Annotated in this window: 7 protein-coding genes; 5 read left to right on the top strand and 2 right to left on the bottom strand. The window is 64.4% G+C overall.

The window, feature by feature from the left end; genetic code table 11:
* Positions 1–176: 176 nt before the first annotated feature.
* Together GBZ48_RS32015 and GBZ48_RS32010 are read left to right on the top strand one after the other, a co-directional pair.
* On the top strand, positions 177–341 hold the full coding sequence (locus GBZ48_RS32015; protein ID WP_174474709.1) for a hypothetical protein: 165 nt from the start codon (positions 177–179) through the stop codon (positions 339–341).
* A gap of 426 nt (positions 342–767) precedes the next feature.
* Positions 768–1,244: a VOC family protein gene (locus GBZ48_RS32010; RefSeq protein WP_174474708.1), complete on the top strand. Its 477-nt coding sequence runs from the start codon at positions 768–770 to the stop codon at positions 1,242–1,244.
* 245 nt (positions 1,245–1,489) lie between these two features.
* Here the strand turns inward: GBZ48_RS32010 and GBZ48_RS32005 are convergent, their stop codons facing one another.
* Positions 1,490–6,319 (bottom strand): NAD-glutamate dehydrogenase, encoded by a 4,830-nt coding sequence (locus tag GBZ48_RS32005; RefSeq protein ID WP_174474707.1) that lies wholly within the window; start codon positions 6,317–6,319, stop codon positions 1,490–1,492.
* Positions 6,320–6,735: 416 nt separating this feature from the next.
* Positions 6,736–7,656: a LysR family transcriptional regulator gene (locus GBZ48_RS32000; RefSeq protein ID WP_246307599.1), complete on the bottom strand. Its 921-nt coding sequence runs from the start codon at positions 7,654–7,656 to the stop codon at positions 6,736–6,738.
* A 1,311-nt stretch (positions 7,657–8,967) separates the two neighbouring features.
* Between GBZ48_RS32000 and cas5c the strand changes: the two genes are divergently transcribed.
* From cas5c to cas7c, 3 genes are read left to right on the top strand one after another with little or no spacing between them, the layout of a single operon-like run.
* Entirely contained in the window at positions 8,968–9,636 is a 669-nt protein-coding gene (gene cas5c, locus GBZ48_RS31995; protein ID WP_174474706.1) for a type I-C CRISPR-associated protein Cas5c, read from the top strand.
* Positions 9,633–11,474: a type I-C CRISPR-associated protein Cas8c/Csd1 gene (gene cas8c / locus GBZ48_RS31990; RefSeq protein WP_174474705.1), complete on the top strand. Its 1,842-nt coding sequence runs from the start codon at positions 9,633–9,635 to the stop codon at positions 11,472–11,474. The genes cas5c and cas8c overlap by 4 nt, the downstream gene beginning before the upstream one ends.
* A 4-nt stretch (positions 11,475–11,478) precedes the next feature.
* A complete protein-coding gene (gene cas7c, locus GBZ48_RS31985) occupies positions 11,479–12,504 on the top strand; it encodes a type I-C CRISPR-associated protein Cas7/Csd2 (protein WP_174474704.1) in 1,026 nt (341 codons plus the stop codon).
* The last annotated feature ends 620 nt before the right edge of the window (positions 12,505–13,124 follow it).

The raw sequence follows: 13,124 nt of genomic DNA, 5'->3' as shown, positions 1-13,124 counted from the left end.
CACTGGCATGCCCAGCTCAGCCGCTATGTGTTCGATGCGCGGGCGCGCTTCTCGCCCTGGCGCGTGCCGCTGGAGCTTGGTCTATCACGGCGGTCCGCGGAAGAACTCGGCGGAGCTGATCCAGACCCTGCGCGACATCGGCTTGTAGGAGAACACCGACTTCAGCGTCGCCGCCCATGTGCCGAAGGGACGGGCCGGCCGGTCTGGCCGCCGAACGCGACCGCGTGCGCATGGCGTTCCTGGAGCGCACCGACAATGAGTGGCCGGCGCCGCTCGGCCCGCTCTGCCGGCATGTGGAGGCGCTGCTGGACAGCGACCATCCGGGGCGCATTGGCGGTTGAGTCGGCTGCGACAGGTCAGATCGCTGAAGTTGCTTTCGAGTTGGAAAGCCTGCCACGGTTCAGAGAGCTGTCGCATATGCCTCCCTCTCCCGGGGCTCTCAGCGGATCTTCGATCCGCCTGACGCCGTCAGTACAAACTTCGTTTGTGCGAGAGGCGAGAGAGGGCATTTCCCCGCCGCAGGTGGGAGATAGGGGTCTGAGTAGCAGCGGAACAGAAAACCTACATAAGGATTTCACGGTTTGTCGTCTGGATTGGCAGTTGTTTCGGGATTTTTGGGATTGGCCTTGCTGCGTAACATCAAACCGGGGTTTGTTGGACCATATGTGACCGGTAGCCGCCATCGTAGTGATAGGCAGAGCGGTGAAGCCGCAAAGCCGTCGTTAGCTCGGGCACAGACGTAACTGGTCGATATGAGAGGATCGAAAATGGCCGAAGATGCTGGCGTGATAGCTGTGGACCATACGGGATTCTCGGTCGCATCGTTGGAGGAGGCGATCCAGTTTTGGACTGAGGCGATGGGTTTCGACCTTGCTCGCCGAGGAGAGATGGGTGGGGAGTTCCTACGGGAGGCCACGGGGGTTGACGATCCGCGCTGCCGAATGGCGCTGGTGACGGCTCCAAACGGCTACCCTGTCGAACTCCTCGAATACTCGACAGGCCGTACGCTGGGCCAGACACCTCGTAGCGCAGGTGCGATCGGCGCCGCGCACATCGCCATCACGGTTGCGGATATCCGCAAGGCGATCGCGCGGGTTGAGACGGCGGGGTGGGCAGTGAAGGGTTCGCCGCAGCCGATACCAGCCGGCCCCCGATGCGGAACAATGGTCGCGTACGTCTCCGGTCCGGATGGTATCACCATCGAACTGATGCAGCCGCCCGTTCAACATTCCCGCGTCGTGTAACGCCCCTTCGGTCCGGGAAAGCTCCTTGTGTAGGTTTTCTGTTCCGTTGCTACCCAACCCCCGAGATACGCAGGAGAAAAGAAAGCGGGCGGATCCACGGGATATGTGGATCCGCCCGAGGCGAGGAGACTGAAAGCCGGTACCCGAACGTGCCTGTAAAGGCACCGGCACTCCGGCGGCCCGGCTGCGCAGGACAGTGCAGCCAAGCCATCCGAACCGAGCGTCTCCTATCTCTGTGACAAGGGTTACCCGGCGATCAGGCCGCGCAGCTGCCGATTTGCGACAGCCAGCATGGCGAGATCGACCGCCGGCTGGGCGCGCAGTTCGGCCAGAAGCTGTTCGACCCGCTCGACCACCAGAGTGCGGCTGGCGATCCAGCCATCGACCGCCGCGGCCTCGTCGCCCTCGCTTTCCAGCACGCGCACGGTCAGCGCGCTCTGGTGGGCGAACAGGTCGTCGACGATGGCGGCGACCGCCTGACGCTGCCAGTGGTTGTCGACCTTGGCGCCGGCGGCGCGGTCGCGCAGCCACTCCAGGCCGAAGCGGCGGCCCAGCCCGAAATAGACCGAGGCGACGCCCTCCACCGCGCGGCCGGTGCGCTCGGCGATGCGCACCAGATCGGGGGCGGCGGCCAGAACCGGCAAGGCGGCGATCCGGCGGGCCAGATCCTCCGGCACGCCCTGGGCCATCGCATCGGCGATGCGGGTGGCGAGGCGCGAGGACTCCTCGGCGTCGAGGAAGCGGTCAAGCCCGGCGGCCAGAGCCTCCACCCCCGGACGGAAGGCGGCGGACTCGCGGCCCAGATCCAGCGGGTGCGGGCTGTGGGCCAGGAACCAGGCCACCGAGCGGTCCAGCAACTGGATGGTCTCCAGCATCAGCGCCGTCTGCAAGGCCGCCGGCACGACGTTGTCGAGCGCGTCGATGGCGTCCCACAGCGGGCGAAGCTGGAACACGTCCCGCGCGATGGCATAGGCGCGGGCGACGTCCGCCGGGCCGAGGCCGGTCTTTTCCACCATGTCGCGGACGAAGGTGGGGCCGACGCGGTTGACCAGGCTGTTGGTGACGGCGGTGGCGATGATCTCGCGGCGCAGGCGGTGGCGCGAGATCGCCTCGCCCTGGCCGTCCCGCAGCGGCTGCGGGAAGTAGCGCAGCAGATCCTCGACCGTCGCCGGATCGTCCGGCAGCTCCGAGGCCAGCAGATCGTCGTACAGCGTGATCTTGGCGTAGGCCAGCAGCACCGCCAGTTCCGGCCGGGTCAGGCCGCGGCGCTCCGCCATCCGCTGGGCCAGCTCCTCGTCGGTCGGCAGATACTCGATGGCGCGGTTCAGCCGGCCGCTGCGCTCCAGGTTGCGGATGAAGCGCAACTGGGCTTCCAGCAGGCCGGCCCCCTGAGCCTCGGCGATGGTCAGGGCCTGGGACTGGCGGTAATTGTCGGCCAGCACCAGCCCCGCCACCTCGTCGGTCATGGCGGCCAGCAGGGTGTCGCGCTGCTTCAACGTCATGTCGCCCCGCGCCATGACATCGCCCAGCAGGATCTTGATGTTCACCTCATGGTCGGAGGTGTCGACGCCGGCCGAATTGTCGATGGCGTCGGTGTTCAGCCGCACGCCCCGGCCGTCGCGGCCCTTCTGCGCGGCCTCGATGCGGCCGCGCTGGGTGACGCCCAGGTTGGCGCCTTCGCCGATCACCTTGGCGCGGATCTGGCCGCCATCGATGCGCAGCGCGTCGTTGGCCTTGTCGCCGGCCTCGGCGTTGGTCTCGGTCGAAGCCTTGATGTAGGTGCCGATGCCGCCGAACCACAGCAGGTCGACCTCCGCCGTCAGCAGGCGGCGCATCAGCTCGACCGGCGACAGGTGAGTCTGGTCGATGCCGAAGCGGGCGCGGACCTCCGCCGTCAGCTCCACCGTCTTGGCGCTGCGTTCGACGATCATGGCGCCCGTCGACAGCCGGGAGCGGTCGTAATCGGCCCAGGAGGAGCGGGGCAGGGCGAAAAGCCGGTTGCGTTCCTCCCAGCTGGCCGCCGCGTCGGGATCGGGGTCGAGGAAGATGTGGCGGTGGTCGAAGGCGGCCAGCAGGCGGATGTGCTTCGACAGCAGCATGCCGTTGCCGAACACGTCGCCCGACATGTCGCCGACGCCGACCACGGTGAAGTCGGTGGTCTGGATGTCGGTGCCCATCTCGCGGAAATGGCGCTTCACCGATTCCCAGGCGCCGCGGGCGGTGATGCCCATCACCTTGTGGTCGTAGCCGGCCGAGCCGCCCGATGCGAAGGCGTCGCCCAGCCAGAAGCCATGGTCGATGGAAACGCCGTTGGCGATGTCGGAGAAGGTGGCCGTGCCCTTGTCGGCGGCGACCACCAGATAGGGGTCGTCGGCGTCATGGCGCACGACATCCTTCGCCGGCACCACCGCGCCGTCGGCCGACAGATTGTCGGTGATGTCGAGCAGGCCGCGCATCAGCGTCTTGTAGCACTCGATGCCTTCGGCGAGCGCCGCCTCGCGGCCGGCGCTCGGGGGCGGGGGACGCTTGACGACGAAACCGCCCTTGGAGCCGACCGGCACGATGACGGTGTTCTTCACCATCTGCGCCTTCATCAGCCCGAGGATCTCGGTGCGGAAATCCTCGCGGCGGTCGGACCAGCGGATGCCGCCGCGCGCCACCTTGCCGCCGCGCAGATGGACGCCTTCCATCCGCGGGCTGTAGACGAAGACCTCCACCCACGGGCGCGGCAGCGGCAGCTCCTCGATGGAGCCGCTGTCGAGCTTGAAGGACAGATGCGGCTTCGGCCCGCCGTCCGGCCCGGTCTGGTAGGCGTTGGTGCGGAGCGTGGCGCGGATCAGGTTGACGAAGCGGCGCAGGATGCGGTCGTCGTCCAGATTGGTGACGGCGTCCAGCGCGGTCTCGATCTGCTCCAGAATCGGCGCTTCATCCAAAAGGTTCTTCGGATCGAAGCGGGCGGCGAAGAGGCGGGCCAGCAGGCGGGCGGTCTGCGGATGGGCGGCCAGCGTCGTCTCGATGGTGTCCTGGGCATAGGCGAAGCGGGCCTGCTTCAGGTACTTGGCGTAGGCGCGCAGGATCGTGACCTCGCGGCCGGCCAGACCGGCGCGCAGGACCAGACGGTTGAAGCCGTCATCCTCCATCCGGCCGTCCCAGATGTCGGCGAAGGCCTCCTGGAAGGTCTGCTTGACCTTGACGCAGTCCACCGGCATCCCGTTCTGGGTGCGGGCGGCGAAGTCGTGGATCCAGACCGCCGGGGAGCCGCTGGCCGGGCGGACCTCGTAGGGCTGCTCGGTGATCACCTTCAGGTCCATGTGCTCCAGCATCGGCAGCACATCGGACAGCGGCACCGGCCGGCCCTGGTGGTAGATCTTGACGTGCAGCTCGTCGCCGTCGGCCTCCAGCGGGTGGAACAGCACGATGCCGAGCCGCTGTTCGGTCAGCGCCCGTTCGATGCGGTCGATGTCGTGGACCGCGGTTTCCGCCGAGAAGGTCTCGCGGTAGCCGGCCGGGAAGGCGTCGGCGTAGCGGCGCAGCCGGGCGTTGCCGGTTTCCTCGCCATGGGCCTCGACCAGCGCGTCGCGCAGGCGGTCGGCCCAGCTGCGGGAGACCTGGACCAGCCGCGCCTCGATCTCGCCGATGTCGACGGGGGGAAGCTTGCCCGGCTCCGTCTTCACCATCAGGTGCAGGCGGGCGAGCGCGCTGTCCGACAGCTGGGTGAAGTAGGAGGTGCAGGTGCCGTGGAAGGCGGATTCCAGAACCGACTGGATCTTGCGGCGCAGCGCAGTGTCGTAGCGGTCGCGCGGCACGAAGACCAGCGCGGAGACGAAGCGCTCGAACGGGTCGCGGCGGACGAACAGGGCGAGGCGCTGGCGTTCCTGCAGATAGAGAATGCCGACCGCCGTCTCGAACAGCTCGTCCGACGGGGTCTGGAACAGCTCGTCGCGCGGGTAGGTCTCAAGGATGTTCAGCAGCGCCTTGCCGTCATGGCCCGACGGGTCGAAGCCGGCGCGGGCCATGACGCGGGCGACCTTGCGGCGCAGGAACGGGATCTCGCGCGGGCTGCGGTTGTAGGCGACCGAGGTGAACAGGCCGACCGCCAGCGTGACGCCGACCACCTTGCCCTCGTCGTCGAAGCGCTTGACCAGGATGGCGTCGAGCGGGACCGAGCGGTGGACGGTGGCCTGCCGGGTGCCCTTGGTCACCAGAAGCGCGCGCGGCTGGTGCAGGAAGGCGCGGATTTCCTCCGGCAGCACGGCGGCGTGGCCGTGCTCGTCGAACACGGTGATCTCCGGCGCGCGCAGGACGCCCAGCCCGCTGCCCTCGACCAGCTCCAGCCAGGGTTCCTGGCCGGCGCCGCCGATCGTGGCGGTGTAGAGGCGGCTGCCCAGCAGGGTCATGTTGCCGTCGTCGACCCAGGTCAGGAAGTCGGCGGCCTCCTTCGATTCCTCGGCGTCGGGGGCGTGGGCGATGTCGTCGCGGGCGGCGCGCACGCGCTCGCGCATCGGCATCCAGTCCTCGACCGCGGCGCGGACGTCGGCCAGCACCCGCTCGATGCCCTCGCGCAGGCGGGCCTGGGCGGCCGGGTCCGACAGCGGGTCGATGGAGCAGTGCATGAAGGATTCGTCATGCGCGCCGTCCGCCTCCTCGCCGGGCTCCAGCAGCTCGACGATGCGGCCGTCGGCGTCGCGCACCACGCGGGTGACGGGATGGATGATGAGGTGGACGGTGACGCCCTGCCGGTTCAGCTCCGCCGTGACGGAATCGACCAGGAAGGGCATGTCGTCGTTGACGATCTCCACCACCGAGCGTTCGGCCTGCCACCCATGCTCGTCCAGACGCGGCGCGTAGACGCGCACCTTGGCGGTGCCTGCTTTGCGCTGCTGCCCCCACTGCCACATGGCAAGCGCTGCGCCGTAAAGCTGTTCCGGGGTGCCGCGCAGCAGGTCGTCGGGGGGCACGTTGGCGTAGAAGCGCTTCACGAAGCGCTCCGCCCGCGCGTTCGGAACCCGGCTGCGCACCAGTTCGGCCAGTTGCTGCCGCAAGTCGCCTGCCAGATCCTTCGTCGCCGTACGCATGATGGTGGTTGTCTCCTCTCGGGTTTTTCGGGCGTGTTTGCTTTGGGCGCGTTTTTCTTTTGATTGGTAGTACCACCCCCCCGAAGACTTTTCGACGGCAAATAAACGGCAGGATTTCTGACCAAGCGGCGATTCGCACCCCTTTTGGGGTATTTCTCCAAAGATTCGGACAACCCAGTCACATGTTCGCCGAATTTATCCATAGCGCATTCACATCCCCGCCATGGCCCCGCCCTCGCCGATGCCGCGGCAAAGGCGCACAGCGCCCATCCGCCGCATCCGGTGGTGGGCAGATCGGTGCGCTGGGAGGCATGAGGCCGACTCGATTCGGCGGGAGGGGGGCGGAACCGGCAAACCGGTGGAAATTCAGGAAAACCACCGGGAAAACAGGTAAGTCATGCTGTCCTAACGGCGTTTCAGATCGGCGTCGGGGCGTTTTCGGACAAGCTATCGACAAGCCGGCGGGCGTGGGCGGAAAGATCGGCAAAATTCCGGGCGCACAGCACCAGCAGGCGGGGCGCCCACGGGTCGGTCAGCGGCATGACCCGCAGGCCGCCGCTGTCGAGCGCCCGCAGCGCCGCGGTTTCCGGCACGATGCCGACTCCGACCCCGCGCTCGACCAGCCGGCACAGCGCCACCGGTCCGCGCACCCGCACGCGGTAGGACAGGCTGCGGCCGGCGCGGGTGGCGTGGCCGTTCAGATAGTCCTGCAGGGCGCTGCCGGCGCTGAGGCCGACGAAGGGTTCGTCCAGCAGATCGGCGAAGGATATCCGGTCGCGCCCGGCCAGCCGGTGCGACAGCGGCAGCACGGCGACCAGCCGGTCGCTGCGGAAGGGGCGGGTTTCCAGCCCGCCGAGATCGACCATGTCGGCGACCACGCCGAGGTCGGCCAGCCCGGCGGCCACCGCCTCGACGATGGCGTGGCTCGGCCGCTCCTCCAGATCGATGTCGATGCTGGGGTTGTCGGCGAGGAAGCCGGCGAGCGCGTCGGGCAGGAATTCGTTGATCGCCGCGGTGTTGGACAGCAGCCGGACATGGCCCTTCAGCCCCTTGGCGTATTCCGCCAGCTCGCCGCGCATGCGTTCCAGCTGGTGGAGGACGAGGCGGGCATGGTGGACCACCGCGCGCCCGGCCGGGGTGGGGCGGACGCCGCGGCGGAAACGCTCCAGCAGCGGAATGCCGAGCGCCTCCTCCATCCCGCGCACCCGCGCGCTGGCCGAGGCCAACGCCATGGCGCTACGCTCCGCCCCGGCGGTGATGCTGCCGGTCTCCACGATGTGCAGGAACAGCCGCAGGTCGGTCAGGTCGAAGCGCATGGCGGGTCTGGATGGAACCATAAAACCTTACGAGAGCACCCATATAACGCACTCGCTGGAACCATAAAATGGTTCGCTACAACCGACATTAACGAAAGGCGCGAGAGCTGCTGGTGGCTTGTGAATATGAAAGGTTCTGCGTGAAAATCGTGTGGAACAGGTTGATATTCGAGGTGCTGTGTTGAGTTTTGATCCCCTACAGGTGTCGCGAAATAGGACCCATTCAGCGGCACCTCCGGGAGCAGGGCGACGTGATCCACCGGAGGGACCACAGCCATGAGCGCCCCAATGGGAGGTTCGACCTCTCGGCGATTTTGACGCTGCAACCTTGAGTCGGCTCACCCATCCCACTCGCAATTCCGAACAAAGCCACCGGCTGCCTGGGTTGGTAGTCAGTTTTGACGGAGAACCACGATCCACCGCAGCGGAGTGGGGGAGGGGGGCGTGCAGATGATGTGTGAGTGGAGGCTACGATTCAACGAAGTGGGAGCGTCATGCTAGCCAACTCGCAACGGCATCTGACATAGCGTCAACGCGCAACATTGTGGTGGATCGCTGAGGAAGGCTCAGTCCCAGCGCTGCAGGAGAGTGCTCCGGCAGTTCGCCCACCTGCTATGTTGACGGTAAAAGGAGTACTGGCTCTCGGTCTTGGAACAGACACAGTGCCGATATCAACACGCTGCGGGTTTCTGCACTCTACCGGCCTTTCTATGCCATTATGCCGAGGATCCCGAAACCGCTGAGGCGTTCAAAAAACTTGCCCATGTTGCTGGCGTGGATCGCAGTACTTGAAGCACACGTTCGGTCTCTCTGCTCAGAGCGATCTCCTGGCCCTTGAGCAACAGCGCGGTCTTGGTACTGGTCCCGCCGAGCTGGATAAGTGTGGCGATGGCGCTGCACCTGGCGGAGTACATCTACGCGACCGTACCCGGCGCCCAAACCGTCACGCTGTTGGATCAGGCTGACTGGCAGGCCACCGCCAAGTAAATCATCACCAGCATTATCCCGCCAACCCATTTCGTACCAACTCCGATCCACTCACTCCCGCGCTGTGTAACACACTCAGTGCCTCTTTCTCTTCACCACTCAACTCTTGTTTCCGTAATGCGGGCGCAGTGAAACTATCCCGCCATTCGAAAATACAGAATAGACTTTTATATGTCGGTGACATGACGGCTTTTGCAAAGAATCAATCTGAAACAAACTCGATCCTCTCATCTATAATCATTTATCTAGGGTGTTTTTATATTTTGTATATCTCGGAATTTGCTGTGACAGGATTGAGTGTCAGGGGTAATATCTCCTAACAGAATTTGATGCGGGAGATAAGCCATGCCGCACAGTATCACGTTGCGGGTTTCTGGCTCCCGAGCTTGCTTTTCCTCGCCCGAGTTCAAGACTGAGCGCGCCTCTTACGGCGTCATTACGCCATCCGCCGCCCGCGGAATTTACGAAGCTGTTTACTGGCGTCCCAGGCTCAGATGGGTCATCGACCAAATCCATGTGCTCAAGCCTATTCGCTTCCAATCCCTGACGCGCAACGAGATCGGTGATCGTATCTCGGCTACCTCCGTACGCCATGCCATGCGAGACGGCGACCTTCAACGCCTGTCACGGAATGCTGCCGACATGCGGCAGCGCCGCGCGGCCACCATTCTGGTCGACGTCGATTACTTGATTTCCGCTCACCTGAGTCTGAGGTATGACGCGCGAAGCGGTGAAAGGCTGGATGAACCCCTCTCCATCTTTCGTCGCCGAGCCCAGCGCGGTCAGTATTTCCGCTCGCCGTATCTTGGCACACGCGAGTTTCCGGCAGACGTCGCGCTGTGGGAAGGGCCGGTGCCTGAGCACCAGTTGCCCGCTGATCAGCGCGACCGGGATCTCGGCCAGATGCTGCTCGACATTGATTACACCGACAATCACGCCGCCCGATTTTTCCACGCCATTCTGCGCGATGGCGTCATCAGCGTTCCGCCCTTTGTCGCGGCGGTGCGGTCATGACGATCCTCACCTATCTCACTTCCCATTACGGTCGGCTGGAATGTCGCCGTGATGTCCCGTCCTTCGGTTTCACGCGTGAGCGCATTGCCTTCGGGTTGGTGCTGTCGGCAGACGGTGAGCCTGTCGCCTGTGACGACCTCCGCCTTTCCACTGACGGACGGAACCGCAGCGGCGGGCAGTCGATGGCGGTTCCGCGGTCGTTCACGCGATCCGGCATCAAGCCCCGGCCCTTCTTCCTCTGGGACAATAGCCACTTCGTTCTCGGGCTCGGCAGCCCGCTGGAGGGCACGAAACCATCCGTTCACCCTGCCCGTGCCGAGGCCTTCCGTGATTGGAACGAGCGACTGCTGGATGGCACAGAAGATCCCGGCCTCCTGGCGTTCTTGCGCTTTCTGCGCAGCTGGACGCCAAGTCGCTTCCGGCGAGCGCCGTTCCCGCAGGCGATGCTCGATCGCACACTTGTTTTTCGCCTGCTCGACGATGTCGATGCCGCCGGTCGGCCGCGCTTTCTGCATGATCGGCCGGCAGCCCAGGCCGCGTGGGAACCCCACGCTATCGAGGGTGACCGACCCAAGGCAGTGTGCTTGGTCACCGGTCAGGTTGCTCCGGTTGCTCGCCTGCATCCCGCGATCAAGGGCGTGTGGGGAGCCCCGACAACCGGCGCGTCACTGGTGTCATTCCATCAGCCTGCTTTCAGGTCGCACGGCAAGGTGCAGGGTGACAACGCTCCCGTCTCGGAGGCTGCTGCCTTTCAGTACGGTGCGGCGCTCAATGCCCTGCTGGCGCCGGGCAGCCGATCCAAACTCCGGATCGGGGACATCACCATGGTGTTCTGGGCTGACGCCGCTGTCCATGGTGAGGCGGCGGCCCGCCGGATCGAGGCGCTGGTGGGCAGCGTGTTGGCGCCAACCGGACCACCCGATCTTGCCAGAAACGGGGGGTGCCCGGATTTTCGCCGGAGCTGGGAATGGCTGGATAAGTCTGCCGGCGCACAAGCCGCCGCTCTTGGCATAGAGCCCCGTGTCCGCGTGTTTATCCTCGGCCTCACGCCGAACGGTCCACGTCTGTCGGTGCGGTTCTGGCAGGAGGTGACGGCAGGGGCGCTGATCGATCGGCTGACCGCTCACTGGCACGATCTGCGGATTGAGCCGCCGGCCTGGAAAATACCTCCCTCACCGGCGGCACTGCTCTATGCCGTAGCACGGCAGGGACGCTCCGGGTCGGCTCCTCAGCAACTCGCCGGCGACCTGATGCGGGCGATCCTGACGGGAGACCGTTATCCGTTGACCCTGCTGGTGGCAGTCCTCCAGCGTTTGCGTGCCGGCGAACCTGTCGATGGCCCCCGTGCTGCCCTGTGCAAAGCGATCCTCCAGCGTGCTGCCCACCGGCACCGGCGTGGCAGCGCCAATCAACACACCGATCCGGCCATGGAGGTACCAGTGAGCCTCGATCGTACGGAGTTCGACCAAGCCTACCGGCTCGGACGGCTGTTCGCCGTTCTCGAGAACGTCCAGCGTGCCGCCTTGGGGCGGCTCAACGCCAGTGTCCGGGATCGCTATTACGGTGCGGCCTCGGCCACGCCGGCCAACGTCTTTCCTCTGCTGCTGCGCACCACCTCCCATCATTTGAAGGTGCTGCACAGGGAGCGCGTGACCCGTGGCCTCGCTGTCTGGTTCGAGCGCGAAATCGACGAGATCATGCGCGATCTGGACATGAATTTTCCGCGCCAACTGCAGCCGATGGCACAGGGTCGCTTCGCTGTCGGCTATTACCACCAACGCTACGCTCGCAAACCCGATTCAGAGGTTGCCGATACGGTTGCCCAACTGGAGGACTGAGCCCATGCCTGCTGTCTCAAACCGCCACGAGTGCGTCCTGTTTTTCGAGGTGAAGAACGGCAACCCCAATGGCGACCCCGACCTTGGCAACCAGCCTCGCCTCGATCCGGAAACCAGTCATGGGCTGGTGACCGATGTCTGTCTGAAGCGTAAAATCCGCAATTACGTCACCCTGTTTCATGGCGATGATCCTCGCTTTGGCATCTACCTGCGCGATGGTGCCATTCTCAATCGGACGCACCGTGACGCCTATCGGGCGGTACGTCCTGGCGAAGCAGCGGTGGCAACGGCCGCCCGGCTGTCGCCGCGGGATGATGACGAGGCAGCGGCCCTGCGTCAGTTTATGTGCGATCATTTCTTCGACGTGCGCACTTTTGGCGCGGTGATGGGCTTTGGGGTGAACTGCGGTCAGGTTCTCGGCCCGGTACAGCTGTGCTTCGCCGAATCGGTCGAGCCGATCCTGCCGCAAGAGATCACGATCACCCGCATGGCAGCCACCGCAGAACCGGAAGAGCGGAACCGGAAGACGCAGAGAGCAAAGCAGCCCGGTCAGGACCAAAGGACCAACTTGGATAGTCTCACGCCGCTGCAAGAAGGAGAGGCGGCCTCTGACGACGAGCGCATTGAAAACCGGACAATGGGACGCAAGTACCGGGTGCCTTATGCTCTTTATCGTGCCCATGGCTATATCTCGGCCAAACAAGCAGAGCGCATCAATTTCGATGAGAGTGACCTCGAGCTGCTGTGGACGGCGTTGGAGCGGATGTTCGACCATGACCACTCAGCTGCGCGTGGGGAAATGGCCAGCCGGCGGTTGATCGTCTTCCGTCACGATAGCGCCCTCGGCAATGCATCTCCCGCCAGCCTATTTCGGCGTGTCACGGTTCGGCGCCGGGTACAGGGGGCAACGTATGACCTTGCCAGCTCCGAACTGGATACTCTACCGCCAGCACGGCGGTTCGAGGATTACGAGATCGACCTTGATCTCACCAACATGCCGGCCGGTGTAGAAGCGATCGTCCGGTTTTGAAGAAGCTTGTGGTTTGGCGGCTTGTCCTTGTTCCGCGCGAACCTCAAGCGCACAGCCGAATGTCGGAAGGTTCGTAATTGGTCGAAAGTGCTGAATATCTGTGTGTTAAGGAAGGTCGTAAAGCAATTGGATTTCTATTCGCCGATTCCTCATTAGGTGGTTCGCAGATTCGGTACGAATACAGTTGTTGGTACAAGGAGTTATGGTTAAGCAATTGCATCCCCTGTGGATGCGCGGATTGAAACCACGGCGGGGGCTTTCTCGACGCAGCACTCCACGATTGCATCCCCTACGGATGCGCGGATTGAAAACTGCATATCTTAGAGGCCGGCCTTATCACCGCATCGTTCATGTCGCGTGCGGGTGTGCAGTCTAAACGTGATTTTCGCGATAATTAACCGCTTGTGCTTCCCTTTAGTCAAATTCAGCTTGTTGCAAGTGTACGTTTTAGCGACGTCAAACGGAAGAAATCAGCGGTTTAGTCTCCAGTCCTATTAGGGTACGGACCCATAAAGAGCCTTTCCGTCAGTGAGCCGTTGTGATTCAACGCCCTGGAAAGGGGCTTTGCGATGAGCGACGGTCAGTTCTGGTTGACGGTGGAGCAGTTTGGGCGGCTTGAA

The sequence above is a fragment of the Azospirillum melinis genome (assembly GCF_013340935.1).
Taxonomy (GTDB): domain Bacteria; phylum Pseudomonadota; class Alphaproteobacteria; order Azospirillales; family Azospirillaceae; genus Azospirillum; species Azospirillum melinis.
This window is presented reverse-complemented; position numbering and strand designations above follow the sequence as displayed.

Bases quoted from the DNA above. Each gene is read 5' to 3' on its own strand.
- GBZ48_RS32015 (WP_174474709.1), top strand. From the start codon at position 177: ATGTGCCGAAGGGACGGGCCGGCCGGTCTGGCCGCCGAACGCGACCGC.
- GBZ48_RS32010 (WP_174474708.1), top strand. From the start codon at position 768: ATGGCCGAAGATGCTGGCGTGATAGCTGTGGACCATACGGGATTCTCG.
- GBZ48_RS32005 (WP_174474707.1), bottom strand. From the start codon at position 6,319: ATGCGTACGGCGACGAAGGATCTGGCAGGCGACTTGCGGCAGCAACTG.
- GBZ48_RS32000 (WP_246307599.1), bottom strand. From the start codon at position 7,656: ATGGTTCCATCCAGACCCGCCATGCGCTTCGACCTGACCGACCTGCGG.
- cas5c (WP_174474706.1), top strand. From the start codon at position 8,968: ATGCCGCACAGTATCACGTTGCGGGTTTCTGGCTCCCGAGCTTGCTTT.
- cas8c (WP_174474705.1), top strand. From the start codon at position 9,633: ATGACGATCCTCACCTATCTCACTTCCCATTACGGTCGGCTGGAATGT.
- cas7c (WP_174474704.1), top strand. From the start codon at position 11,479: ATGCCTGCTGTCTCAAACCGCCACGAGTGCGTCCTGTTTTTCGAGGTG.